Raw genomic sequence first — 23,707 nt, 5'->3', positions numbered from 1 at the left:
GCGCGGATGGGCAACCAAACCGCGCCCGATAAAGATAAAAGTACATAAGTACCGGCTACGTTAAGGGCAGGACATGGGGCATTGTTTCGTACGGGCTGCGGCGTTATTCGCAGCATCAATAGGGTTAAGCGGCTGTTTGACAGATGCAGGCGGGGCAGGTTTTGTGTCGCGCTTGAAATCACCGGATGTGGGGGTTGCGGTGGAAACGCCGACGCCAACACAGACGGCATTTGCCAGCACCTCCACCAAATATGACAGCGCATTGAACGCCGAAAGTACGGTGATCAACAGTCTTGTGGCACGCAAATCCGCGGTGCCAAGTGACAGTGCGTATGATCAAGTGACAGGCGCGGTTTTGGCGGCCAACGCGCGCTCGGCTGAATCCGATTTGCGCGCAGCACGTTTGCGGGCCGAGGCGGCTAGCAAAAACTGGTTGCCAACGGTTGGTCCGTCAATCAGCCTGACCAGCCTATCTGACGTTATCGTCAATCTGGTTGTAGATCAGGTGTTGTTCGACAATGGCCGCAAAAAGGGCGAACGCGAATACGCCAAGGCTGATGTCGAAGTTGCCGCTGTCGCCTTGTCCGTTGACACCAATGACCGGGCCGCAACAGCGTTGGGCCTGTATTTGGCCGCCGCTGAGGGGCGCGAAAAAGCAGCGTTGTCTGAAACCACGCTCGAAGACATGGCGCATTTCGAATACATCATGTCCGAGCGCGTGCGCGGTGGTGTGTCGGACATGTCCGATCTGAACATCATCCGTCAAAAGCTGGGCGAAATCCGTGCCAGCCATACCACAAACCGCGAAGCCACACGCAGCGCCATCGCCGAGTTGAACGCGATGTCAATTCACCCGCTGAATGACGTGCGCGGCCTGACTGCTTTGTCTGTCAGCGCCAGTTCCGCGCAGCCTTTGGGCGTCACCAAAGCCGAAGCTGAAAAGACCCGCGATATTGCGGCTGCCAAGGTTGAGCGCGCGGGCCAGTTGCCGGGTGTGAACCTGCAAGGCACGGTCGGGAAAAACGGTGGAATTGCAGTGAATGCGGGCGGCGCAAGCCTTGGTCTTGGCACGCCTGCGCGTCTGCGTGCAATCGAGGTCGCCTCTGAGGCCGCTGGTCGCCGGGTGACGCAAGCGGTTGAGGATTCAAACCGCGCATTACGCAAATTAGAAAGCCAGATTGCCGCCAAATCCCGTCAAGCGGGCGAGGCCAGCGGGTTGACGGCGCAAGCCAAAAACAACCTTGATCTGTTTCAAGCACAATACAAGGCCGGACAACGACAGGTCATGGATGTGGTGGGTGTTTACGAAACATTTGCCCGCGCCCAAGAGGCCGAAGTCAGTCTGAAATACGAGGCCGCAACCCTGCGCATAGAAATGGCGCGGATCCTAGGAGTGCTTGCGGACGGGGAGCTGATTTAATGTCAAAGCAGCCCTTTACGCTGACGATCACCAACGGCAATCAGGGCCGCATCACAGCGTCGCCAAAGGTTCAGGCCCCAAAAGCAAACAACACCAGCACTCACGCGGATCGGGTCAAGGCGCGCGCTGAATTGGCTGTGACCTACGCCGGAATTCTGGGGATCGAGGCGCTGCAATCAGACGCGTTTGACGCGATCAGCCTTGGCACCTCCGAGGGGGCCAGTGACGCCGTTGAGGCAGGTGCAATCGCGGACGGGCTCAAGGCCATCGGGTGCTTGACCCAAGTCAGCACCGTGCAGCATTTCACCGCCGATCAATGGCCCGCGCTGGCCTACATGACCAGCGGTCAGGTGATCCTTGTGCTGGGTCAATCGCGCGGCGATCTGGTTATTTACGACAAAACCTGCACCGACAATCGCGCCCATGTGCCGATTGCAGATTTCGAACCGTTCTTTGCCGGTCTCGTGGTGCGCGCCGAAGCGCCGCTGCAAACCGTTGCCAAAACCCACAAGACCGAAGCCGCGCCTGCGCATTGGTTTTGGGGTGAATTTCACAAATTCAAACGCCAGTTAATGGAAGTGGCCTTGGGGTCATTTGTCGCCAATCTTTTGGCTGTTGCTGTCGCGCTGTTTTCCCTGCAGGTCTATGACCGCGTGATCCCGCATCAGTCGGAAGCCACGCTTTGGGTCTTGGCTGCAGGGGCCTGTCTTGCATTGCTGATGGAAGCGTTTTTGAAAATCGCGCGTGCCCGTTTGATGGACGGGGCAGGGCGCCAGATCGAACTGTCGGTCCTGTCGATCCTGATGGGCCGCGTGTTGGGCATGCGCTCTGATGCGCGGGGGCAAAGCCCGTCGATGACGTTTTCTGCGATGCGCGAATTCGGGTCAGTGCGCGAATTTTTCACCGCCTCTACCATCGGCACAATCGCTGACATTCCGTTCATCTTTGTGTTCTTGCTGTTGGTTGCATCCATCGCGGGCAACGTGGTTTGGGTGTTGGTTCTGGGCGGCATCCTGATGGTTGTTCCCGGTTTTTTTATGCAAAAGAAAATGATGCAGTTGACGGCCGAAACCCAAGGGGCATCAGCCAAATCATCGCGCCTGCTGCACGAAGCGATCTTTGAGCGTGACACAGTCAAAACTCAACGCGGCGAAGACCGTGTGATGCGCTTGTGGTCCGAATTGACCACGCTAAGCGCGATGAAATCATCAGATCAACGCAAGCTCGCCTCGGTTCTTTCCTTCTGGAGCCAAGGTGTTCAGCAAGCCACGTACGTAGCTGCCGTGATCGTCGGGACTTACCTCGTCTTCGCCGGTCAATTCACGGTGGGGTCGATCATTGCGGTCGGCATTTTGACCTCGCGCACATTGGGCCCGCTGACGCAGTTGGCCGGCACAATGGCGCGCTGGGGCAATGTGAAAACGGCGCTGGACGGCTTGGATGCGATTGCGATGTCGCAACAGGACGCGGACGAAAACCGCACGTATTTGCGCCGCGAAACCCTTGATGGGCATTTCGAGCTGCGCGAGATGACGTTCCGCTACGAAGATGACGGCGCGCCGACGCTGGACATTCCGGGCGTCGCGATTTTGCCGGGGCAGCGCGTTGCGATCCTTGGGTCCAACGGCTCTGGCAAATCGTCGTTTCTGAAATTGCTCAGCGGTCTGTACGCCCCCACGACAGGTCGTATCCTGATCGACGGCACCGAAATGAGCCAGATCGAACCACGCGACTTGCGCCGTTTGATCGGCTATCTGGGCCAGGACGTGCGTCTGTTTTCCGGCACTTTGCGCGATAACCTGAACCTGACGATGCTGGAACGTGACGACAAACGTCTGAACGAAGCATTGGAATTTGCGGGCCTCGGTCCCTTTGTCAAAGGCCACCACAAGGGCTTGGATCTGGAAATTCTGGACGGCGGCCAAGGGCTGTCGATCGGACAACGCCAGTCCATCGGGTGGGCGCGTTTGTGGCTACAAGACCCCAAGATTTGCCTGCTGGATGAACCGACTGCGGCCCTTGATCAAACGCTGGAGGCCAATTTGGTGTCGCGTCTGGACACCTGGATGCAAGGGCGCACAGCGATCATCGCCACGCACCGCGCCCCGATTTTGGCGCTGACCAACCGCACGCTGTTGTTGCAAGGCGGACGCATGGCAGTCGACGGCCCACGTGACGCGGTTCTGGCGCACCTCGGCCAAACCGGCATCGTCGTTCCGATGAAAGGATCGGTCGCATGAGCGCTGCAAGCCAGACCAATTTGAACGCGCAATTGAACGTGCAATTGCGCGGACCTAGCATGGTCATTTGGCTTAGCCTGGCGACGGTTGTTGTTTTCCTGCTCTGGGCTGCATTTGCGTGGGTCGATGAAATTGTGCGCGCCGAAGGGTCGATGATTTCTTCCTCTCGTCCGCAAATCATTCAAAACCTCGAAGGCGGGATTCTGGCCGAACTGTCGGTCAAAGAAGGCGACGTCGTCGAGAGCGGCGATGTGCTGGCGCGTCTGCACGGCACGCAGTTCAAATCCGCCGTCGATGATCTGCGTGATCAGATCACAGCGCTTGACGTGCGCCGTTTGCGCCTCGAGGCGGAGCTGGCCGGTCAGTTTGATTTCACCGTGCCCGAAGAACTCGCGCGCCGCACACCCGGCATCGTGTCTTCTGAACGTGCGTTGCTGCAAGCACGTCAATCCGATTTTGTGATCCGCCGCGAAGGCGCTCAGCGCGTGCTCGATCAAGCGGCAAAAGAACGCGCCCTGCTTGAGGACTTGTTGGAGCGCAACATCGTGTCGCTGATCGAAGTGACCCGTGTGCGCAAAACCCATGCCGATGCCCGCAGTGTTCTGGACGAAATCATGACGCAAACAGAACTGGATCGCGCGCAATCTTACTCCGACACGCTTAAGGAAATTGGCACGCTGCGCCAAGCGCTTAAGGGCAGCATGGACCAGCTAAGCCGCACGGTTTTACTGTCCCCGATGAAGGGCATCGTGAACAATTTAAGCGTCACAACGATTGGCGGCGTCGTGCGCCCCGGCGAAGAGATATTGCAGATCATTCCGCTGGACGAAGAACTGTTTGTCGAGGCCCGTGTGCCCCCTGAAAACATCGCCAATGTGCGCCCCGGCCAAGAGGCCACAATCAAGCTGTCGGCCTATGACTACACGATTTACGGAACGCTAAAGGGTGAGGTCAAATTGATCTCGGCGGATACGTTCAAGGACGAAAATTCGCGCGATGCGGACGGCAATCCACACTACAAAGTGACCCTGCGCGTGGACGTGGACAACCTGACACAGCGTCAGGCATCCATCGCGATCCGCCCTGGCATGCAGGCCTCAGTTGAGCTGCACACAGGGTCAAAAACGGTCATGCAATACTTGCTCAAGCCTTTGTATAAATCGCGCGAAGCATTCCACGAACCATAGCCCCTCGGGTCAGGTGTCGCTGTCCAACCAGATTGTCACCGGCCCGTCGTTGACCAGATGCACTTGCATGTCCGCGCCGAATTTTCCGGTTTCGGTTGTGATGCCCAAATCGCGCAAGCAGTTCGCAAAATGCAAGTACAAGGTTCGTGCGTCATCCGGCTTTGCCGCCCCGGAAAACCCCGGCCTGTTGCCGCGCGAAGTGTCTGCGGCCAGCGTGAATTGCGACACGACCAAAGCGCTGCCAGCTGATTGAACCAGCGACAGGTTCATCTTGCCGGCCTCGTCCTTGAAAATGCGCAGCTTGGCGATTTTAGCCGCGAGCCCGCGCACGCAATCAAGATCATCGTCGGGCATTGCGCAGACCAAGATCAGCGCGCCTGCGTCACAGGACCCGATCGTTTCGCCGTCGACGTCCACGCGGGCTTGGGCGACCCTTTGCACGACGGCTCTCATGTTGTGCGCCAGTCGATGACGTCGGTGGTGTCTGCCCGATCCGTGCGGAACCCGTTGGCGGGATGGGTGGTGTCGGCATAGCCAAACGAAATGGCGCATAGGACCAGTCGGTCAGCCGGAAGGTCGAAATGATCGCGCACCATTGGCGCGTGGGCCGCGATGGCGGCTTGGGCGATGCTGCCCAATCCTTTGGCCTGTGCCGCCAGCGTAAATGCCGCGACAAAGCCACCGCAATCGACGCCGCCGTACGCCCCCAAATCCGTAGGGCTGGTGACGATTGCCACGTGGGGTGCGCCAAAAAAGTGATAGTTTTCCAACATTTGCTTGGCCGAGGCCGGTCGGTCACCCTTTTCGATGCCAACAGCATCATAAAGCTGAAAGCCGCAAGCCCGTCGCCGTTCATTGTAGACGCCGGGGTAGCCTTTGGGCCATTCGATGTCAGGTTGCGGGGGCGTCGACAACGCGTGGGCATAGAGCGCCTTGCGGAAATTTTCGGTTGCGTCACCAGCCGTGATTGTCAGGTGCCAAGGCTGGGCGTTGCACCACGATGGAACCTTTTGCGCGGCTGTTACAATGTCTTGCACAACATCCTGCGCCACCGGATCTGGCAGGAATGCACGGCACGAATGACGGGCGGTCAAAATACGATCAAAGGCGTCAAAATCAGTCATTGGTTCAAAGCTACTCCGTAGCCGATTGCGGCGGCGACCAGCCCCCCGACAATCACGGCAATTGCAATTTTGACACCGGAATAGGGGCGTTCACCCTGCACCCGTCCTGTGCGCCCGTTCACCACGAAACGATAGGTTGTCCCACGGTATTTGTAGGCGGCCAGCCAGACCGGCAGCAGGATGTGTTTGAACGTCAGGTTGCCCAATTCGGTGTCGAGTTGGTGAATGCGTTGGCGATCTCCGCCGATGTCGAATTTGACGTCGCGCTCGATCACGCGGTCCATGTAGGCGCGGGCTTCGGCAAAGCCGTCTTGCAATTCAATGCTGTAGCCTTCGGCGCGAAAACCGGCGAGATATTCCGGGCTGTAGGGTTCCATGGCGGACAAATCCCACGGCTCTAGTCCATCGGTGAATCGCTTTGGTAGGGATGTTGAGGCCAGCACCAACACGTCATCAAAGAAACGCGTGACGCGGCCTTTGACGCCATTCCAGCGCACTTTGGGCACCTGAACTTGCTGACGTTTTCCGTCGCGCATCACGGTTCGGGTTTCGTAGTACACAGTGCCGCGCTCGCCTGAATAGCGCGATTTTGTATCCGCATCAAACGTCCAGTAAGGCACGTAAATGCCTTGCATACGACGGCCTTTGCGCGCGTAGTCTTTTAGCCCGTTTGGTGCAAACCAGAGCCGCCCCAACCATTTGGTCATAGCGTCACGCGCGGTTTCTTCCTCTAGGGCGAAGGGCAGCAAACCACGTGGTTTGATGTGGCGGTGCACGCCTGTGTCGGTGACGACGGGGGTCGCGCAAAACGGGCATTCTGCGGCATGCGCCGTCTCGCTTAGCTCTATTTGGGCGGCGCAATTCGGGCATTTGGATACCCGGGTTTCTTCGATTTCAGATTGCGGTAGTTTGGTTTCAATGGCGCTGCGCAAATCCAGTTCGCGAATGGCTGTCACCGTGCCCGTCGCGGTTCCGATGCTCGAGGTGTTGGCGCAGTGATCACACGCCAGCCCGCCCGTGGTGGGATCAAATCGAAAATCCGCCCCGCAATTGTCGCAGGGAAAACGGTGTTCGCTGATGGGCGCGTGATCGATCATATTGGCTGGCTCGCTGATATCTTGGACGCAGGCTATCGCAGGCGGTGCTTAGAGGTAAGGGTGAAACCGCTTGGGCACCATGATGCGCAGCGCGTTGTCTTTCAGCCGGTAATGTCGCCAGATATGAAACAACACATGACCGCCTGCAATCACGCCAAGCGCATAGAATTCTACGATGTGAACGGTGCCGACGATTTGATTGGCCTGCGCCAGTCCAAGGGGTGGGGCAATCGGAAGAAACCCACCGGCCTTCAGCACAATCGAAGATGTCAGCCCCAGCAAAAAGCCCGTCACAGCCACAAAGAACAACCCCCAAATCAACACGCGGTGCATCCAAAGATGTAGGGGGCGTAGCCATCCTGTCAGCTTTGGACCCGGCCTGCTGGCCAACCCGCGCCGCATCATGTCAGCAAACCAAAGCAAGGACAGCGTTACAAAAACGAGAGCTAGAATCGAATGGATTTGAAAGGCTGTCGGCCCAAACGGCGTCACGTCTTTTGGTTTGACCAACAAGAACCAGATGAACAGGGGCACCATCACCCAATGCAGCGCCTTTAGCGCGGCGCGACGGGTTGGCATGCCTTGGCGAAAACGATCCCGCCAAGATATGTTTGTCGCGTTCATCTGCCGATCATGCACCCGGTGGGGGCGGTGGCAAAATCGTGAACAACTGCGCCAATTCGCGCACATCTTCGGCCTTCATCCAGCCGTCTTGACCTTGGGTCCAGACATAGGTTTCGCGGGTCAGATCGCCATCGGTTGCCATGCGGCCAAGGCGCGCTTTAGAAAACGGGCCGGTGGTGTTGCCCCCTTCGGCGATGTGCCAGACGTGTTCGACGGGTGGCGGTGGTGGTGCCATTGCGGCGGGTGCTGCATTGGCCGGCCGCGCCCCCCACGGACCGGCCCCTGCGACCGATTGGCCGATTTGCATACCCAGACCTGCGCCCATGCCTGCTTGGATTGCAGCAGCGCCTGCGCCGTCGCGCCCCAACGCTTCGGCGGCTTGGAACTGCATGTATTCGTTCAAGTTTCCGATCACGCCCATGGACGATCGCTTGTCCATTACGGCCTCAACCGCAGGCGGCAGCGAGATGTTTTCGATGTACAACTCGGGCAGGCTCAGACCGTATTCAGCCAATTGCGCCTCGATATCTTTGCCGACCAGCTTGCCCAATTCACGGGTGTTTGCAGCCATGTCCATCACTGGAATGCCGGATTTTGCGATGGTGCGCGAAAACGCCTGCACGATGATGTTGCGGATCTGAAAGCTGATTTCGTCCATGGTGAAATCACCATCGGTGCCGACGATTTCGGTCAAGAAACGCGCAGGGTCCGTGACTTTGACCGAGTAGGTCCCAAAGGCGCGCAGGCGCACGGGGCCAAATTCGGGATCGCGGCAGATGATCGGGTTTTTTGTGCCCCATTTCAGATCGTTGAAACGGGTGGTGTTCACGTAGTAAATTTCGGATTTGAACGGCGATTTGAACCCGTGATCCCAGTGCTGCAAGGTCGTCATGATCGGCAAGTTGTTGGTCTCGAGCATGTAAAGACCGGGGGAAAAGACGTCTGCCAATTGCCCTTCGTGCACAAAAACGGCCGCTTGGCCTTCGCGGACCGTCAGCTTGGCACCGTATTTGATTTCGTGGCCTTCACGTTCAAAACGGGACACCATCGTGTCACGACTGTCGTCCGTCCATGCGATGACGTCGATGAATTCACCGCTTAGAAAATCAAAAATACCCATGGCAGGTTTCTCCTTTTGGGGGACGGATTAGACCGGCCCTAATATCAGTTCTTTTGCGATTACACGCAATATCGGGTCCGCTTGCGACATGGTCATGCCCGTGCGCAGACGGGGATCATACAGCATTTGCAACAACCGTTCGTCATGTGCGGTTAGCAAGGCAAATTCGTCGTCATCATTAAAGATCGACGGGCGCGCATCGGGGCTGTCGTTGGCAAGGCCCATGGCTTGTGCCAATTCTTCGTGAATGCAGGACAGGCGTAGCAGGTCGGGGTTTTCGGCGCGAATGACGGCCACGGCGCTGTCGTAAACGCTGGAGCCTCGGCGATCTGAATAGGTGGCGACCGCGCAGTAAATGTCGGGGCTAAGGTTGCGCAGGGACGCAAGGCTTTCGGCGCGCACGCCCGGCAATCGGCCGACAAGAGCGTCGATGGTTGCGGCGCGATCATCTTCGCCGACAAACAGGACGTAAAAATTCGCAGGACCGGACATCGAGATCGGGTGGCCTGTCAGTTTCGACAAACGCTGGGCGTAGGCTGCGACATCAGCGCGGTCTGCGCGGCGTTGCGAGGCGGGAACCGATGCGCCGAATTGCACCTCGAAACGGATCGGTTTTTCCCAGCGGCGCAATTGTCCGGGCACACCTTGCGGGGTTCCTGGTGTGAAATATTCGTTGAAAAACGCGAGCCGTTTGAAATTGCGCACCAGCATTTCTGCATCAAACGGCGTGTCCGGACCACCTCCGTCCTGGCGTAGCAACCCGTTGGTCAGCTGCGAGGATTGAACCGCGCGCAACTGGCTTCGAAGGGCGGCGCTTTTTTCTGATGTCGCCTGCGCAACCTTGATTGGCGCTGCGACCGCGGGCCGTGATTTAGGGATCAAAACGGGCGTAACGGGGGGCGACACATCGCAAGCGGCCAAAGCACAGATGCAGCCCAAAGCTGCACCTATACCGAACCGTTTGATGGACCCCGCCACGCCCGCGATGCTTAGCTTGGAACCGCAGTGCCGGCGGTGTCGCCGACGCCGTCTTTGCGCGCTTTGGCCGAGGCCAGAGTGTCACGCAGATCGGATTCCATTTTCTTCAGCTCGATCTCTGCGGCGGCACGGTTGGCTTTGCCTTCGTCCGCGATTTGCAGCGATTCTTCGATGGTGCCGATCAGGTCCGCATTGGCCTGTTTGACCGCTTCGATGTCGAACACGCCGCGCTCCATTTCTTCGCGGATCATCTTGTTGGATGTGCGCAGGTTGGCAGCATTCGACGTCAGCAATTCGTTGGTCAGATCGTTGGCTGCACGCACAGCAACGGCCGCCTCGGCAGAGCGTTGGATCGTCACGGCTTGGGCCAATTGCGTTTCCCAAAGCGGCACAGTGTTGACCAAAGTCGAGTTGATTTTGGTGACCAATGATTTGTCGTTTTCCTGAACCAAACGGATCGACGGCAGCGACTGCATCGTCACTTGGCGCGTCAGTTTCAGATCATGAACACGGCGTTCCAGATCGTCACGGGCCGCGCGCAGATCGCGCAGTTCCTGGGCGACCATAACCTGATCGCTTTCCTTGGCTTTATCGACTGTTTTAGCCTTGGCAGGAATGGTTTTTGTATCCAATTCCTCAAGCTTTTCGGTACCCGCAGAGATGTACAGCGCCAATTCGTCGTAAAAATCCAGCGTTTTGTCGTACAGAACATCAAGGCTTTTGATGTCCTTCAGCAACGTATGCTCGTGACCCAAAAGATCGTCTGTGACCTTGTCGATCTGGCCTTGGACGGTTTCGAATTTCGCGGTGAATTTGGCGAAAGGGGCCGCGCGACCGATCAGTTTTTCCCACCAGCTGCGTTTGCGGCGCACGTCCAGTTCGGATACAGAAAAGCCGCGGATCGTGGTGACGATGTTGCGCAGTGAATCGCCGGCGGGGCCCACGTCTTTGTTGCGCACGTCTTGCAGCATGGATTGCGAAATGACTTGCAGTTCTGCCTGCGCGCCGGACCCGAAGGACACGATGGACTGCGTGTCCGTCATGTCGATTTCGTCCATGCGTTTGCGGATCGCGGCACTGACTGGCGCGTCGGCCTGCGCCAATGGTACGATAGTGGTCGCCTCCACTGGTTCGCGCAATGCGACGGCGGTGACTTCTTCGATTTGCGCCAGCGTTTCTTGGGCTTTTTGGCGGATGGTATCAGACATAATGGTACTCCTTAATGGTCGTCAGCGGACGGTAGCGTCACGCCTTCGCGCTGCAAACGATCCCGCAGCACGTCAATTTCAATGTTTAAATCGCTGCGGTCATCCAGCAGCAATTTCTTGGTGCGTGCGTCAAAGTTTGTGGACAGATCGTCCAGCAAGGCCGCGTAGTCGGTGCGGGCTTTGGCGTCTTTCGTACGGCTATAGACGTCTGCGAATTTGATGGTCGCATCGCGCGCACCCATCAAATAGACGCCCAGATATTTGCGGGCTGCTGTCAGATCACGCGGGTCTTCTTCGACGGTGCGGATCAGGTCGCGCGCCTTAAGCTGGAACGCCTCGAGGCGTTGTTCCATCTGGCGATCGCCTGCGCGCAGCATTGCGTCGTTCATTGCGCCCAAGTGACGTTCGGCTTCGTCCACAACCCGGGCAACGCGGTCTTGTTGAAACGTATCGACGCCTTCCATGCCTTTGGATTTCATCGGATCAAACCCAAAGGCTGCCATGTGCAAACCCATCGCGGCGGCGCCGTACAAAAGGGGGGCCACCAAACCGGGCTCGGATCGATAGGCCGCCAGCGCAATGCCAACCCCTGTCAACACGGACGAAATTACCTTGCGAGGCAGGGCAGGGCGGCGGGCAACCCGGCGGGCGTTGTATTCCGCCTCGGCGTGCAAGCCGCCACGCAGCAACCACGCAGCCAGCGTCAGAATGCCGGCCGAAACCAGCCCGACCGTCAGCCCGATTGCCCCGTCGTTCAGGGACATGAACACCATCGGAATTGCCGGAATGAACAGCAGGTTTGCCTTGGCCCCAACCGGGTCTACTTTGGCGCGCGTATAGGCGCCGTCTTGCGGTGTGCTTAGATCTTCGGACTGCCCATCGGGGCTAAATTTTCCACCGTATCGTTGTGCCATATCGCTTACAGCCCCCCGAGCCAGCCGGTGGTCACACCGAACATCAGCACCAGAAGTGCGGCGAATGCGATTTTTTGTAGCGACGTTGGTGTCATAAGCCCCCCTCAGAGCATTTGCGCGACTATAGGACGCGATTGTGCATCGCGCCAGATTGAAGCGCGTTTAGTGCTTGGCACCTGTGCGCCGCTCGGCGTTGAGTTTGCGGGTATAGCCCGATTGGATGATCTCGACCGCGACCAAAACCAGAACCGAAAAGTAGAAGGTTGTCTTGGACATCGGGATCACTTCGTAGCCGAACAGACGCAGGGCCAACGTGTCGTCGTGCATGGCATGCGCTGCCGCTTGGCCCGCTTCGCCGATCAAAACAACGCCGACGATCAACAAGATGAACAGCCCAAGGACTTCGTACATGCGGTTGGATTCAAGGAATTTGGTAACACCGTCGGCCAGCAACAGCATGGCAAGGCCCGACAACAGAATTGCCGCTGCAAGGATCGGGAACACATCGGTGATCGCCAGCGCCGACAGCACGGAGTCGAACGAAAAGATCAGGTTCATGATGACGATCATGACAACAACCTGCATTGCGGATTTACCTGACTTTTGCTCAACATCTGTATCAAGATTGTGAATGGTCAGCATGTGGCCGATTTCTTTGACGGCCGTGTACATGATGAAAATACCGCCAATCACAAAGACGCAGGTTGCAAAGTTGATGCCGCCGGTGATCACACCCGTCCAGTCAAGCACGACAAACGGTTCGGCCATCGCGTCGATCAAGCGGATCATCACAAACAGCAAAACCACCCGCAGAGCGACCGCGACTATGATGCCCCAGCGCCGCACGGACGCTTGTTTGGCCACAGGGGCACGTTGGCTTTCGATGCTGATGTACAGCAAGTTGTCAAAGCCCAGCACAGCTTGCAAAAAGCACAGCATAAGCAGGTTGCCCAGATTTTCGATAGTCAGCAGATCGGCCATTTTATTCCCCGTAGAATGTTCTGTGCGCAGTGGCGCGTCAGACCATTTATCGCAGGAATATGTGAATGCAAACAGCGCTCAAAGGGGAAAGACGCCGATAAAGTACCCTTTGGGCACAATTGTAGGTTGTTTTGCTTAACGTTTTGGCTTGCCAGCGGGACGACCGCCGGGTCTGCCGCTGGGTTTTCCGGACGGTTTGCCCGCGGGTTTTCCCAACGGCTTGCTGTTCGGTTTTCCGGTTGGTTTTTCACCGCGCACGTATCCGGCTTTGCGATCCGCCTCTGAACGGGCCATGTTGCGCGTGCGCCCCTGTTCGGATGGTTTGCGCGAAATTGGTTCTTTGCGCACGCGTTTGACTTGCTTCTTTTGCGCCGTGCCTTGCGGGTTTTGTTCCAGATCTTCCATGCCCAACTGATCACGCATGACCTTGCGCCGGATTTCCTCGACGCCGCCGGGTTTCAGATCGCCCAACTGAAAGGGGCCATAGCTGATGCGGATCAGGCGGTTCACGCTAAGGCCGATGTCCATCATGGCGCGGCGAATTTCGCGGTTCTTGCCTTCGCGCAGGCCAACCGTCAGCCATGCGTTCGCACCTTGCTGGCGGTCCAGCTGGATTTGCATCGGCTGGAATGTTTCGCCGTCAACCGTGATGCCACGGCGCAAAGGCGCAAATGTTTCGTCCGTCGGGCGCCCGTTGATGCGCACACGGTAGCGACGCAGCCAACCTGTCGAGGGCAATTCCAGCTTGCGCTTGATGCCGCCGTCGTTCGTCAGCAACAGCAATCCTTCGGAGTTGATATCGAGCCGCCCCACGCAGATCACGCGCGGCAGATCGTCGGGCATGTCGTCGTAAATCGTCTTGCGGCCCTTTTCGTCGCGGTCCGATGTGACCAGACCGACGGGCTTGTGATACAGCCACAGACGTTCGGGTTCGGGCTCCGAGATCGGCTTGCCATCGACGGTGATGTTGTCGCTGGGCAGCACGTTCAGGGCGGCGCGCTCGACTTTGGTGCCGTTCATAAAGACACGACCGGCTTCGATCATGCGCTCTGCATCACGCCGACTGGCCACGCCTGCGCGGGCCAAAACCTTGGCGATACGGTCACCCTTTGGGGCGTCTTTTGGGGTATCTGTGCTCATGACGTTGCACCTAGCCTATCTGGCAGTCTTGCGAAAGCGCCTATGTTGATGGCAGATGGGGCATGGTTTTTCGATCTTTCATGGGTGATGCACTGGAACAAGCGCGGCTGGCCGGTGCGCGCGGCGAAGTGCCTGTGGGCGCTGTGATCGTGTCCCCGGGTGGGCAAATCGTGGCATCTGCGGGCAACCGCACGCGCGAATTGAACGACCCGACGGCCCACGCCGAAGTTTTGGCGATCCGCGCTGCTTGCGCTGCGATCGGGGCAGAGCGGTTGAACGATCACGATCTGTACGTGACGCTAGAACCTTGCCCGATGTGCGCCGCGGCGATCAGCAATGCGCGGATCAAACGGCTGTATTTCGGGGCCGATGATCCGAAATCAGGCGGCGTCACAGTTGGCGCGCGCATTTTCACCCACGCCCAATGCCATCACGCCCCAGAGGTGTATGACGGCATCGACGCTGAAGCATCCCGCACCTTACTCACAGATTTCTTTAAGACCCGACGCTAGGTCGCCTCTTCATTCGCGACCTGTTCCTGAATGTCGTACTTTAGATCTGACGCTTTGCCGCGGAAAATATAGTAGGACAGGATCGTGTAGCCGAGGATTGCAGGCAGCACCCACAGCGTTCCGATCAGGATGATGAACAGGCTTTCAGGGGCCGATGCGGATTCGTAGATCGTCAGCTTTTCCGGCACCACATACGGATAGAACGAATAGGCCATGCCGACAAAGGCGCAAATGAACAAGGTTGCGGCGGCAATGAATGGCCCCCACGCACGACGATCATCTGATCTCGGTAGATTGCGCAATTCCCACCAGATGTAGGCGACCAGTGCGGCTGAAACGATTGGTAACGGCGCGAGATACAACGCCTCGGGCAAGCTGAACCACTTGTCAAAGATGCGGGTGCTGACGAACGGGGTCGCAAGCGAGATCGCCCCAATCCCGAGGATCAGGCCCCAAATGCCGCCTTTGGCCCAGCGCACCGCGTGGGATTGCAAACGCCCCTCGGTTTTGCCAATCAGCCACGCCGCGCCGATAAAGCTGTATCCGACCGTCAGGAAAATCGCGGTCAACATCGCAAAGCCAACATGCGCCCACGTCCACGTCAGCCCCATCACGTACATGCCCAGCATGAAGCCTTGCGACATCGAGGCCATCAGCGACCCTACAAAAAACGCAGCATTCCATTTTGGTTTTTGCGCAATCGGTGCCTTGGCGCGGAATTCGAACGACACACCGCGCAGGATCAAGCCGACGAGCATGATGAACACCGGCAGGTACAGCGCCGTCAGGATAATCCCGTGAGCAGGGGGGAAGGCCACCAGCAACAAGCCAATCGCCAGCACGAGCCACGTTTCATTCGCGTCCCAGAACGGCCCGATCGAGGCCACAAGCCGGTCTTTTTCGTCGTCATCCGCCAACGGCATCAGCAGGCCGACACCCAGATCGAAGCCGTCCAAAATCACGTAGATCAGGATTGAAACGCCCATCAGGGCGGCGAATGTCCACGGCAGCCAAACGGCCGGATCTCCAAACAATTCCATCTGCTATTCTCCGGGCTGCATTGCGTAAACTTCGGCCTCGCCGCCACGCGGATAATCGCGTTTGGACAATGGCTGGCCCGTGCTGGCCTTGCGGGCCAAATACAGGATGACGCTGATGTAGGCGACGATCAGGGCCAGATAGATCACGAGGTAGGCGATCAGCGTGCCAAGGACCATGCCGGCAGGCACATCGCTGACCGCATCCTTGGTGCTCAGCACCCCTTGGACCAGCCACGGTTGGCGCCCGATTTCCGTGGTGTACCAGCCCGCGAGGGTCGCGATCCAGCCGCCAAAGGTCATGCCGGTAAAGGCCAGTAGAACAAGTTTTGGCATGTTGCCCGCACCACGGCGGCGCAGCAGAACCACGCCGGCCCAAGACAACGCCAGCATAGCCACGCCAACGCCGATCATGATCCGAAAGCTGAAGAACACAGCGGACACGCGAGGGTGCAGGATGGTGCCATCTTCGGCCACAAAATCGTTCAGGCCGGGTACAATCCCGTCAGCTTTGTGTTTCAGGATCAAAGAGGCACCGTTGGGGATCGAAATTTCGAATTTGTTCGACCGGGTTTCCTGATCCGGAATGGCAAACAAAACCAGCGGGATGTTGGGGCCGGTTTCCCAGTTGCCTTCCATCGCGGCGACCTTGGCAGGCTGGTGTTCCAGCGTGTTCAGACCGTGCATGTCACCGGCAAAGATTTGTAGCGGGATCAATGCGGCAGCAGTGATGATGCCCACGCGCAGTGCAGACTTGACGCTTTCGGCGGTGTCGCCCCACAGCATCCGCAAGGCGGACACACCGGCGATCAAAAAGGCGACAGTCAAGCCAGAGGCCAACAACATGTGCACAAAGCGGTAGGGCATCGAGGGGTTGAACACGATCGCAAACCAGTCGGTTGCATGGACGACCCCGTCGACCAATTCATACCCTTGTGGCGTGTGCATCCAGCTGTTCAGAACGATGATCCAGAAGGTCGACATGGTTGTGCCGAACGCCACAAGGAACGTCGCGCCGGTGTGCACCCAGCTAGGCACCCTCGACGCACCGAACAGCATGATGCCCAAAAACACAGCCTCGAGGAAAAAGGCGGTCATGATTTCGTAGGCGAGCAGGGGGCCCGCAACATTGCCGACCGTTTCCATAAAGCCGGGCCAGTTGGTGCCGAATTGGAAGGACATGGTGATGCCGGACACAACACCCATGGCAAAGGACAGGGCAAAGATTTTCACCCAGAACATGTAAGCGTCCATCCATTTGCGGTCTTTTGTTGCGTTAAAACGCAGCTTGAAAAACAGCAACATCCATCCGAGCGCAATCGTGATGGTCGGAAACAGGATGTGAAACGAGATATTCGCCCCGAATTGGATGCGTGACAGCAATAGTGTGTCCATGGGTTCGCCCTTTGATCAGTAAACGCCGGTGTGCGTTCATCTTTGGACTAGAAGTAATGCGACGACCTTAAAAAACAGTTGGATGCGGCAAAATGCACATGTGCGCTTTGTCGCAGGGGCTTAGAACGCCAAGGGCTGCATCACTTGCGGTTCGACCACGTCGACACCGGGCAAGCCGTCGCGCAAAACATCGGCTGATTGTTCTAGCAGCGGCATGGTGCGGTAGTGGCACGGGATGACGGTCTTGAAATCAAAGTAGCGTTTGGCGGCGTAGGCGGCCTCGGCCATGCCCATGGTGAAATGCCCACCTGCGGACAGGATGCCAATGTCGGGTTTGTAGAAATCCCCGATCCAGTCCATGTCTGCCATGATGCCGGTGTCGCCGGACACGTAAATACAGTGCCCTTCACCTTTGATGATCAACCCGCTTTCGTTGCCCATGTAGTGACGCAAGCCGTCGATCTCAGCAGAGGACGAATGGGAGGCAGGCACCATCGAAATCGCAACGTTGCCACGCATGATTGTGCCGCCCATGTTGAAGGCATCACCCTCTACAGCACCTTGGCTGGCCAAGAATTGTGCCAGCTCGTACATGCCTGAAACCGGCGCGTTTTGGGCCTTGGAAATGGCAGGAACATCGGTGATGTGGTCAAAATGCGCGTGGGTGACAAGGATATCGGTCGCACCGTTCAGGGCGGCCTCGTGCTGGTCTTCGCTCAGCATCGGATTGCCGGTCAGCCATGGGTCGATCAGGAGCACTTGATCTTCGATTTCGATGCGAAAGCTGCCGTGGCCGAGCCAGATGATGTTCATTGAGATGTCTCCTGTATTGCGTCACGCTAGCACTGTGTCGCGAAGTATGGGAGCCTAAGGGTTGAGTATTTTTGATCAAGACAAAAGGGGCGGGTGATGAATTGGTCAGAGCAGGGGGATTATTACTGTGAACGAACGGACCTGAGCTATTGGTCGGAACCGATGAATGCTGTGTCTAACGGCGCGTTTCTGGTTGCGGCGGCGTGGATGTGGCGGCGGTGTTCGGGCGCTGTCTGTGCGCGGGTGCTGTGCGCGATATTGTTTGTCATCGGGATCGGGTCATTTTTGTTCCATACGCACGCAACGCGCTGGGCTGAATTGGCGGATGTTGTGCCAATTGCGACCTTTATCCTTGTGTATCTGTTTCTGGTGAACCGTGACGTCGTTGGAATGCGCTGGTGGTGGGCGGTTTTGGCGACACTTGGCTTTGCACCTTATGCCTACGTGATGGTGCCGATCCTCGATTCCATTCCGTTCATAAGGATTTCCGATTTCTACTGGGCAGTCCCGATTTTGCTGTTGGTTTATGCGGCACTACTGCGTCGCCGCTTTTCGGCAACTGCACGCGGTTTGGCCATCGGAGCGCTGATTTTATGTGTGTCGATCACCATCCGGTCACTGGACCAAAGCCTGTGCGCCAACTGGCCCATCGGTACGCATTTCATTTGGCATGTATTGAACGCAACAATGTTAGGTTGGATGATCGAGGTCTACCGCCGTCATGTATCAACCTGATGGATTTCGATCACATTGCCGTCCGGATCGTAGAAAAAGATCTGATGCCATTCAGCGGCCGCTGTGTGTCCCCAATCCGAATATTGAATGCCTTTTGCGTCCAGATGCGCCATGACCTCTTGGATGTTGTCTGTGCGATACGCGATGTGCCCGCGCTCAACGGGGTTAACCGCATGTCCGGTTTTGAACCCGACAGTTAGGTCTTTTTGCGCGATATGCGTCTGGATTTCGCCATCTGTGATAAAGGCAATATCGCCTGCGTAACCTTTGTTCACCTCGCGTTTGGGGATGTCTTCGGTCACCGCGTCTAATTGCAAAACATCGCGGTAAAACGCGTCCAGTCGCGCGACGTTTTCCGAACTAAAGCTGACGTGGTGCAGGGTAAGTTTCATCGCAAGTCTCCTGTGAGGGCGTTTCGCCAGAGTGCCCATAAAACCCGATCTGCGGCAAGCCTGCGTTCGTCGATTTGCACAGGGTGCTAACCCCTTGCGAGGGCTTGCCACCCGCGCTAAACCACCGATCAGCAAATGAGGTTTTCATGTCGATTGATCCAAGCACAGCCGCCCGCGTCGCCAAACTGGCCCGCATCAAGGTCGAACCAGACGCGCTTCCGGCGCTGGCCGAGGAATTTAACACGATCCTCGGGTTCATCGAGCAGTTGAACGAGGTCGATGTTGAAGGTGTTGAACCGATGACCTCTGTTACCCCGCAACGCCTAAAGCGGCGCGCCGATGTGGTGAATGACGGCAACCAAGCCGAGGCCATTTTGAAAAATGCGCCCGATCAACGCGAAGGGTTCTTTGCCGTGCCGAAGGTGGTTGAATAATGTCTGATCTGAACAAACTGGGCCTGGCAGAAGCCCGCGATGCATTGCGCGCAGGTGAAACAACGTCACGCGAATTGACCGAAAGCTGCCTGAACGCGATCCAAGGGGCCGGCGCGCTGAACGCCTTTGTGCACCACACGCCTGAGATCGCGATGGAACGTGCCGACGCCGCTGACCTGCGCATCAAAGCCGGTGACGCCCCTGATATGTGTGGCCTGCCGATCGGGATCAAAGACCTGTTTTGCACCAAAGACGTGCCATCCCAAGCGGGCTCGCGTATCTTGGAAGGTTTCTTGCCGCAGTATGAATCCACTGTCTCGGCCAACCTGCAAAATGCGGGCGCTGTGATGTTGGGCAAGTTGAACATGGACGAATTCGCCATGGGCTCGTCCAACGAAACGTCTGTTTATGGCAACGTTGTAAACCCGTGGCGACGCGGCAACGACGATACTGCGTTGACGCCCGGTGGTTCGTCCGGTGGGTCTGCGGCAGCGGTTGCCGCTGATCTATGCCTTGCTGCGACCGGCACAGACACCGGCGGTTCGATCCGCCAACCTGCCGCGTTTACCGGCACAGTCGGGATCAAACCAACCTATGGCCGTTGTTCGCGCTGGGGTGTGGTGGCGTTCGCATCGTCCCTGGATCAAGCAGGCCCGATGACCAAATCGGTGCGCGATGCAGCGATCATGCTAGAGGCCATGTGCTCGCATGACCCCAAAGATTCCACCAGCATGGACTTGCCGGTGCCGAATTTTGAAGCCCTGATGACCGGTGACATTCGCGGCAAGAAAATCGGTATCCCCAAAGAATACCGCATGGATGGCATGCCCGAAGAGATCGAAAAACTGTGGTCAAACGGCGCTGAAATGATGCGGGATGCCGGGGCTGAAATCGTCGATATCTCATTGCCACACACGAAATACGCGCTGCCAGCATACTACGTGATTGCGCCAGCCGAAGCCTCCAGTAACCTCGCGCGCTACGACGGTGTGCGCTACGGGCATCGCGCCACTTTGGATGCGAGCGATGGCATCACCGAGATGTACGAAAAAACCCGCGCTGAAGGGTTTGGTCCCGAAGTCCAGCGCCGCGTGATGATCGGAACCTACGTTCTGTCTGCAGGTTTCTACGACGCGTATTACAACCGCGCGCGCCGCGTGCGTACCTTGATCAAGAAAGACTTTGAAGACGTGTTCGCCGCAGGGATCGACGCGATCCTGACGCCAGCCACGCCGTCTTCGGCCTTTGGTTTGGGGGAAATGACGGATGTTGATCCGGTGCAAATGTACCTCAACGATGTGTTCACGGTGACGGTGAATATGGCGGGTTTGCCGGGCATTGCGGTCCCTGCGGGGCTGGATTCCAAAGGTCTACCAATGGGTCTGCAACTGATTGGGCGTCCGTGGGAAGAAGGCGATCTGCTGTCTTCCGCCTATGCCCTTGAACAGGCGGCCGGATTTGTAGCCAAACCAAATAAATGGTGGTAGATAGACGTCATTAAGCGAACTTAGAGACGCGAGCTGAGGCACGACATGACATTCAAATTCTTCCTTATGGCTGGGGCGCTGGGCGCTTTGGCAGCATGCCAGCCGGCGGTCCCTGACAGCGGCGCGGGTGCGCCCGGACGTGGCGTCGGTTTTGACAACTCACTTGAGGCGCAACGCCAACGTGAGGCAGAACTTGCCGGTGCAAGGGCACCAACAACAATACCCGCGGCCGCTCAAGTGGCCAGCAGCGCTTTACCTGCGGCACCTGCGGGCGGACAACCACCGTCTGATCAAACGGCTGCGGGACAACCTCCGCGTCGCCCAACAGCCTCGCAAAATCAGGAACCGCTGAATTTGGACGCGCAAACAGCGGCGCTAGAGGATGCAGAAAACGCATCCGCGACAGCTGCCAATTCTGGCCGCCAAGTCGTGAACGCAAGCCCGTCCAATCCCGTACCCCTCGCTGTGGACAACGCGGGCATTTCGGATGAAAACGACTTTGATGCCGTCGCAGGGCGCCAATCTATCGCCAGCGACAAGGCCCGAATTGAAGCAAACCGCGCGCAATACTCAGTTGTGCAGCCCACGGCCCTGCCAACACGCGCCGGCAACAGCCAACCCAACGTCGTGGCCTACGCTTTGGAAACGTCACACCCGCGCGGCACCCAAGTACACCGGCGCATCAGCCTTGTGTCGGCCAGCAAATCTGCCCGCAATTGCGCAGTCTTTGCCTCATCAGACGAAGCGCAAATCGATTTCCTCGCACGGGGTGGACCGATCAAAGACCGCAAAGGTCTGGACCCTGACGGTGACGGATACGCTTGCGGTTGGGACCCAGCCCCGTACCGTGCCACATCAGGCGGTTAAGCTGCAGATCAACCAGCATATTTCACCAAATTGTGGGCCGCGCCGGAATGGGTTGCGGCCCTCTTTGGTGGTGATCCACTATACGGCGATGACTTCTGCTGCTGCCGCGATCATACGGCTGTGCGATCCCGTACACGAAGTGTCAGCCCACTATGTCATCGCACGCAACGGGCAGGTGACGCAGCTGGTCTCCGAGGATCAACGCGCATGGCACGCAGGGGCAGGGCAGTGGCATGGGCAGGACGACATCAATTCACGCTCCATCGGGATTGAATTGGACAACACCGGCACGCACCCGTTCCCGGAACCGCAAATGCTGGCGTTAGAAACCTTGTTGGTCGGGGTTTTGGATCGATGGGACATCTCCCCAGAGGGTGTCATCGGTCATTCAGACATGGCTCCCGGGCGCAAATTTGACCCGGGCCCATATTTTGACTGGACCCGCTTGGCACATCAAAATCTCGCCGCTGCGGCACCGGCAACAGGCATTGATCCCGCAAACATCGCAGCGTCTGGTATCGCCGCAGGTTACACCGCCACCTGTGACCCAATAGATCTGCGCCACGCTATCGCTTTGCGCTGGCCCAACCTGATCTAAAACCCGCCATTGTCTTGATCCAAAAATACTCTCCCCGAAGGGCCGGTAAAGGCATGCACAAACTCCTCCATTGACGCACCGCCCCCAACCCGCCAAAAGCACCCTGCGCGGAAGGCTGGGTGATCGCGGGACTGGCAACAGACCCGAGGAAAGTCCGGACTCCACAAAGCAATGGTGCCGGGTAACGCCCGGCGGGGGCAACCCCAGGGAAAGCGCCACAGAAAACAGACCGCCTGTGCGCGGATCGGGCAACCGATATCACACGCAGGTCAGGGTGAAACGGTGGGGTAAGAGCCCACCGCGGGATGGGCAACCAGACCGGCACGGCAAGCCCCACCAGGAGCAATGCCAAATAGGGATCGCGCGCCAATTGCCTTCGGGCATGCGGCGGGGCCGCTTTGGCCCCAGCAGGTCCGGGTTGGCAGCTAGAGGGGTGCAGGTAACTGTATCTCAAGATGAATGATCATCTCGGGTGGAGCAATTCGCCTAGACAAAATCCGGCTTACAGGCCTTCCGCGCATATTTTTCTAACCTGTTGTGCCTGCCCGCATGGGATGAGACATTGCGCCAAACGGGCCCACAAACGGATTGATCAATGGAATTGAAGAACAAAGTGGTTGTCGTCACAGGCGGCAGCGATGGAATCGGGCGTCACATTTGCCTGAAACTGGGGGCCGCAGGGGCCCAGGTCGCGTTTTTAGGACGCAACGCAGAACGGCTGGCGACAGTAGAGGCAGAAGCTTTGGCGGCGGGTGCCCCCAAAGCCGCAGGTTTGCTGTGTGACATGCAGAACATCGCGCAAATTACTGCCACCGTTGCCCGGATAATCGCAGATTTTGGTGGCATAGACATTTTGATCAACAACGCCGGAATTTGGCACAAGGCAGGTCCGCTCGACACCATCGCGCCCGACATGCTTGAGGCGACAGTGCAGACAAACCTGACAGGCTTGATGCAAATCACCCAAGCCGCGCTGCCCGCGATCCGAGAGGCGGAACAGGGTGCTGTGCTGAATGTTGTCTCGAAATCTGGCGTGGTCGCTCAGACCGGCCAATCGGTCTATTCGGCGACAAAATATGGGGTGCGCGGGTTCACGGATGTTTTGAAAGAGGACGAGATCGGCAATGGCGTGCGCGTGGCGGGGTTGTACCAAAGCGGGACCAACACCGGCATGTTTGCCAAAGCGGATGAAGATGTTCCGAACCACATTTTCACCGAGCCTGATGATCTGGCCGATGTGGTGGTGTTTATGCTGTCACGCCCGCCAAAGCTGTGGATTCACGACATTCGGATTGAACTATGATCTGCGTGTGGGAAAATCTTGGGGCTAGGGTTCAAACCCACGCCTTTTGCTGTTGACTCAGGGAACCAGCCCGTTAGAAGCCGAAGTTCAAGAATTCACGC

At 57.7% G+C, this 23,707-nt stretch carries 24 protein-coding genes and 1 other RNA gene; 11 read left to right on the top strand and 14 right to left on the bottom strand.

What is annotated here, in order from left to right; all coding sequences use genetic code 11:
- Positions 1-136 precede the first annotated feature (136 nt).
- Genes ACFIO0_RS12405 through ACFIO0_RS12395 form a run of 3 tightly spaced genes read left to right on the top strand, consistent with a single transcriptional unit; the run spans position 137 to position 4,847 of the window.
- Positions 137-1,420 carry a TolC family protein gene (locus ACFIO0_RS12405; RefSeq protein ID WP_390910708.1) on the top strand — a complete coding sequence of 428 codons (1,284 nt, stop codon included), beginning with the start codon at positions 137-139 and terminating at the stop codon, positions 1,418-1,420.
- A complete protein-coding gene (locus tag ACFIO0_RS12400) occupies positions 1,420-3,660 on the top strand; it encodes an ATP-binding cassette domain-containing protein (protein ID WP_390910707.1) in 2,241 nt (746 codons plus the stop codon). Before ACFIO0_RS12405 ends, ACFIO0_RS12400 begins: the two co-directional genes overlap by 1 nt.
- The gene (locus ACFIO0_RS12395) at positions 3,657-4,847 is read left to right on the top strand and encodes an HlyD family efflux transporter periplasmic adaptor subunit (protein ID WP_390910706.1); all 1,191 of its coding nucleotides are present in this window, start codon (positions 3,657-3,659) and stop codon (positions 4,845-4,847) included. The genes ACFIO0_RS12400 and ACFIO0_RS12395 overlap by 4 nt, the downstream gene beginning before the upstream one ends.
- Before the next feature lie 9 nt (positions 4,848-4,856).
- Here ACFIO0_RS12395 and dtd read toward each other — a convergent pair whose 3' ends face one another.
- From dtd to ACFIO0_RS12345, 10 genes are all read right to left on the bottom strand, one after another.
- Complete coding sequence (gene dtd, locus ACFIO0_RS12390) at positions 4,857-5,300, bottom strand: D-aminoacyl-tRNA deacylase (RefSeq protein ID WP_390910705.1); 444 nt, start codon at positions 5,298-5,300, stop codon at positions 4,857-4,859.
- Positions 5,297-5,971, bottom strand: coding sequence for a nitroreductase family protein (locus ACFIO0_RS12385; protein WP_390910704.1), 675 nt, complete (start codon positions 5,969-5,971; stop codon positions 5,297-5,299). The genes dtd and ACFIO0_RS12385 overlap by 4 nt, the downstream gene beginning before the upstream one ends.
- On the bottom strand, positions 5,968-7,068 hold the full coding sequence (locus tag ACFIO0_RS12380) for a primosomal protein N' (replication factor Y) - superfamily II helicase (RefSeq protein WP_390910703.1): 1,101 nt from the start codon (positions 7,066-7,068) through the stop codon (positions 5,968-5,970). Before ACFIO0_RS12380 ends, ACFIO0_RS12385 begins: the two co-directional genes overlap by 4 nt.
- Positions 7,069-7,116: 48 nt before the next feature.
- Entirely contained in the window at positions 7,117-7,692 is a 576-nt protein-coding gene (locus ACFIO0_RS12375) for a cytochrome b/b6 domain-containing protein (RefSeq protein WP_390910702.1), read from the bottom strand.
- A gap of 7 nt (positions 7,693-7,699) precedes the next feature.
- Positions 7,700-8,812 (bottom strand): SPFH domain-containing protein, encoded by a 1,113-nt coding sequence (locus tag ACFIO0_RS12370; protein WP_390910701.1) that lies wholly within the window; start codon positions 8,810-8,812, stop codon positions 7,700-7,702.
- A gap of 27 nt (positions 8,813-8,839) precedes the next feature.
- Positions 8,840-9,790: a DUF2927 domain-containing protein gene (locus tag ACFIO0_RS12365; RefSeq protein WP_390910700.1), complete on the bottom strand. Its 951-nt coding sequence runs from the start codon at positions 9,788-9,790 to the stop codon at positions 8,840-8,842.
- An 11-nt stretch (positions 9,791-9,801) separates the two neighbouring features.
- Positions 9,802-10,998 carry a toxic anion resistance protein gene (locus ACFIO0_RS12360; RefSeq protein WP_390910699.1) on the bottom strand — a complete coding sequence of 399 codons (1,197 nt, stop codon included), beginning with the start codon at positions 10,996-10,998 and terminating at the stop codon, positions 9,802-9,804.
- Between the two features lie 11 nt (positions 10,999-11,009).
- Complete coding sequence (locus tag ACFIO0_RS12355) at positions 11,010-11,912, bottom strand: 5-bromo-4-chloroindolyl phosphate hydrolysis family protein (RefSeq protein WP_390910698.1); 903 nt, start codon at positions 11,910-11,912, stop codon at positions 11,010-11,012.
- 162 nt (positions 11,913-12,074) lie between these two features.
- The gene (locus tag ACFIO0_RS12350; RefSeq protein ID WP_390910697.1) at positions 12,075-12,893 is read right to left on the bottom strand and encodes a TerC family protein; all 819 of its coding nucleotides are present in this window, start codon (positions 12,891-12,893) and stop codon (positions 12,075-12,077) included.
- 135 nt (positions 12,894-13,028) lie between these two features.
- Positions 13,029-14,033 (bottom strand): pseudouridine synthase, encoded by a 1,005-nt coding sequence (locus ACFIO0_RS12345; RefSeq protein WP_390910696.1) that lies wholly within the window; start codon positions 14,031-14,033, stop codon positions 13,029-13,031.
- Between the two features lie 62 nt (positions 14,034-14,095).
- Here ACFIO0_RS12345 and ACFIO0_RS12340 point away from each other — a divergent pair, with 62 nt between their 5' ends.
- Positions 14,096-14,545, top strand: coding sequence for a deaminase (locus tag ACFIO0_RS12340; protein ID WP_390910695.1), 450 nt, complete (start codon positions 14,096-14,098; stop codon positions 14,543-14,545).
- On the opposite strand, the gene ACFIO0_RS12335 is transcribed toward ACFIO0_RS12340, so the two are convergent.
- The 3 genes from ACFIO0_RS12335 to ACFIO0_RS12325 form a co-directional block, all read right to left on the bottom strand.
- On the bottom strand, positions 14,542-15,585 hold the full coding sequence (locus tag ACFIO0_RS12335) for a cytochrome d ubiquinol oxidase subunit II (RefSeq protein WP_390910694.1): 1,044 nt from the start codon (positions 15,583-15,585) through the stop codon (positions 14,542-14,544). The genes ACFIO0_RS12340 and ACFIO0_RS12335 overlap by 4 nt on opposite strands.
- Before the next feature lie 3 nt (positions 15,586-15,588).
- On the bottom strand, positions 15,589-16,977 hold the full coding sequence (locus ACFIO0_RS12330; protein WP_390910693.1) for a cytochrome ubiquinol oxidase subunit I: 1,389 nt from the start codon (positions 16,975-16,977) through the stop codon (positions 15,589-15,591).
- Positions 16,978-17,097: 120 nt separating this feature from the next.
- Positions 17,098-17,790, bottom strand: coding sequence for a metal-dependent hydrolase (locus tag ACFIO0_RS12325; RefSeq protein WP_390910692.1), 693 nt, complete (start codon positions 17,788-17,790; stop codon positions 17,098-17,100).
- Positions 17,791-17,886: 96 nt separating this feature from the next.
- Here ACFIO0_RS12325 and ACFIO0_RS12320 point away from each other — a divergent pair, with 96 nt between their 5' ends.
- Positions 17,887-18,525, top strand: a complete 639-nt coding sequence (locus ACFIO0_RS12320) for a ceramidase domain-containing protein (protein WP_390910691.1) — start codon at positions 17,887-17,889, stop codon at positions 18,523-18,525.
- Here ACFIO0_RS12320 and ACFIO0_RS12315 read toward each other — a convergent pair.
- A complete protein-coding gene (locus ACFIO0_RS12315) occupies positions 18,510-18,917 on the bottom strand; it encodes a VOC family protein (RefSeq protein WP_390910690.1) in 408 nt (135 codons plus the stop codon). The two genes, ACFIO0_RS12320 and ACFIO0_RS12315, sit on opposite strands and share 16 nt — an antisense overlap.
- Before the next feature lie 146 nt (positions 18,918-19,063).
- On the opposite strand from ACFIO0_RS12315, the gene gatC reads away from it, so the two are divergent.
- The 6 genes from gatC to ACFIO0_RS12285 all read left to right on the top strand — a co-directional run bounded on the left by gatC (position 19,064) and on the right by ACFIO0_RS12285 (position 23,606).
- Positions 19,064-19,351, top strand: coding sequence for an Asp-tRNA(Asn)/Glu-tRNA(Gln) amidotransferase subunit GatC (gene gatC, locus ACFIO0_RS12310; RefSeq protein ID WP_390910689.1), 288 nt, complete (start codon positions 19,064-19,066; stop codon positions 19,349-19,351).
- Positions 19,351-20,838 carry an Asp-tRNA(Asn)/Glu-tRNA(Gln) amidotransferase subunit GatA gene (gatA, locus tag ACFIO0_RS12305; protein WP_390910688.1) on the top strand — a complete coding sequence of 496 codons (1,488 nt, stop codon included), beginning with the start codon at positions 19,351-19,353 and terminating at the stop codon, positions 20,836-20,838. The genes gatC and gatA overlap by 1 nt, the downstream gene beginning before the upstream one ends.
- Before the next feature lie 45 nt (positions 20,839-20,883).
- Complete coding sequence (locus ACFIO0_RS12300) at positions 20,884-21,705, top strand: hypothetical protein (protein WP_390910687.1); 822 nt, start codon at positions 20,884-20,886, stop codon at positions 21,703-21,705.
- Between the two features lie 52 nt (positions 21,706-21,757).
- Positions 21,758-22,303, top strand: a complete 546-nt coding sequence (locus ACFIO0_RS12295) for an N-acetylmuramoyl-L-alanine amidase (RefSeq protein WP_390910686.1) — start codon at positions 21,758-21,760, stop codon at positions 22,301-22,303.
- Between the two features lie 107 nt (positions 22,304-22,410).
- Positions 22,411-22,824, top strand: an RNA gene (rnpB, locus tag ACFIO0_RS12290) — RNase P RNA component class A.
- 74 nt (positions 22,825-22,898) lie between these two features.
- On the top strand, positions 22,899-23,606 hold the full coding sequence (locus tag ACFIO0_RS12285) for an SDR family NAD(P)-dependent oxidoreductase (RefSeq protein WP_390910685.1): 708 nt from the start codon (positions 22,899-22,901) through the stop codon (positions 23,604-23,606).
- The last annotated feature ends 101 nt before the right edge of the window (positions 23,607-23,707 follow it).

Origin of the sequence: Pseudosulfitobacter sp. SM2401 (assembly GCF_042932805.1) — a bacterium.
GTDB lineage: Bacteria > Pseudomonadota > Alphaproteobacteria > Rhodobacterales > Rhodobacteraceae > Ascidiaceihabitans.
This window is presented reverse-complemented; position numbering and strand designations above follow the sequence as displayed.

Coding starts and splice junctions, on each gene's coding strand:
- gatA (WP_390910688.1), top strand. CDS start 19,351: ATGTCTGATCTGAACAAACTGGGCCTGGCAGAAGCCCGCGATGCATTG.
- ACFIO0_RS12325 (WP_390910692.1), bottom strand. CDS start 17,790: ATGAACATCATCTGGCTCGGCCACGGCAGCTTTCGCATCGAAATCGAA.
- ACFIO0_RS12400 (WP_390910707.1), top strand. CDS start 1,420: ATGTCAAAGCAGCCCTTTACGCTGACGATCACCAACGGCAATCAGGGC.
- ACFIO0_RS12395 (WP_390910706.1), top strand. CDS start 3,657: ATGAGCGCTGCAAGCCAGACCAATTTGAACGCGCAATTGAACGTGCAA.
- ACFIO0_RS12330 (WP_390910693.1), bottom strand. CDS start 16,977: ATGGACACACTATTGCTGTCACGCATCCAATTCGGGGCGAATATCTCG.
- ACFIO0_RS12350 (WP_390910697.1), bottom strand. CDS start 12,893: ATGGCCGATCTGCTGACTATCGAAAATCTGGGCAACCTGCTTATGCTG.
- ACFIO0_RS12355 (WP_390910698.1), bottom strand. CDS start 11,912: ATGGCACAACGATACGGTGGAAAATTTAGCCCCGATGGGCAGTCCGAA.
- ACFIO0_RS12320 (WP_390910691.1), top strand. CDS start 17,887: ATGAATTGGTCAGAGCAGGGGGATTATTACTGTGAACGAACGGACCTG.
- ACFIO0_RS12370 (WP_390910701.1), bottom strand. CDS start 8,812: ATGGGTATTTTTGATTTTCTAAGCGGTGAATTCATCGACGTCATCGCA.
- ACFIO0_RS12340 (WP_390910695.1), top strand. CDS start 14,096: ATGGTTTTTCGATCTTTCATGGGTGATGCACTGGAACAAGCGCGGCTG.
- ACFIO0_RS12345 (WP_390910696.1), bottom strand. CDS start 14,033: ATGAGCACAGATACCCCAAAAGACGCCCCAAAGGGTGACCGTATCGCC.
- gatC (WP_390910689.1), top strand. CDS start 19,064: ATGTCGATTGATCCAAGCACAGCCGCCCGCGTCGCCAAACTGGCCCGC.
- ACFIO0_RS12360 (WP_390910699.1), bottom strand. CDS start 10,998: ATGTCTGATACCATCCGCCAAAAAGCCCAAGAAACGCTGGCGCAAATC.
- ACFIO0_RS12375 (WP_390910702.1), bottom strand. CDS start 7,692: ATGAACGCGACAAACATATCTTGGCGGGATCGTTTTCGCCAAGGCATG.
- ACFIO0_RS12385 (WP_390910704.1), bottom strand. CDS start 5,971: ATGACTGATTTTGACGCCTTTGATCGTATTTTGACCGCCCGTCATTCG.
- ACFIO0_RS12300 (WP_390910687.1), top strand. CDS start 20,884: ATGACATTCAAATTCTTCCTTATGGCTGGGGCGCTGGGCGCTTTGGCA.
- ACFIO0_RS12315 (WP_390910690.1), bottom strand. CDS start 18,917: ATGAAACTTACCCTGCACCACGTCAGCTTTAGTTCGGAAAACGTCGCG.
- ACFIO0_RS12285 (WP_390910685.1), top strand. CDS start 22,899: ATGGAATTGAAGAACAAAGTGGTTGTCGTCACAGGCGGCAGCGATGGA.
- dtd (WP_390910705.1), bottom strand. CDS start 5,300: ATGAGAGCCGTCGTGCAAAGGGTCGCCCAAGCCCGCGTGGACGTCGAC.
- ACFIO0_RS12335 (WP_390910694.1), bottom strand. CDS start 15,585: ATGGAATTGTTTGGAGATCCGGCCGTTTGGCTGCCGTGGACATTCGCC.
- ACFIO0_RS12380 (WP_390910703.1), bottom strand. CDS start 7,068: ATGATCGATCACGCGCCCATCAGCGAACACCGTTTTCCCTGCGACAAT.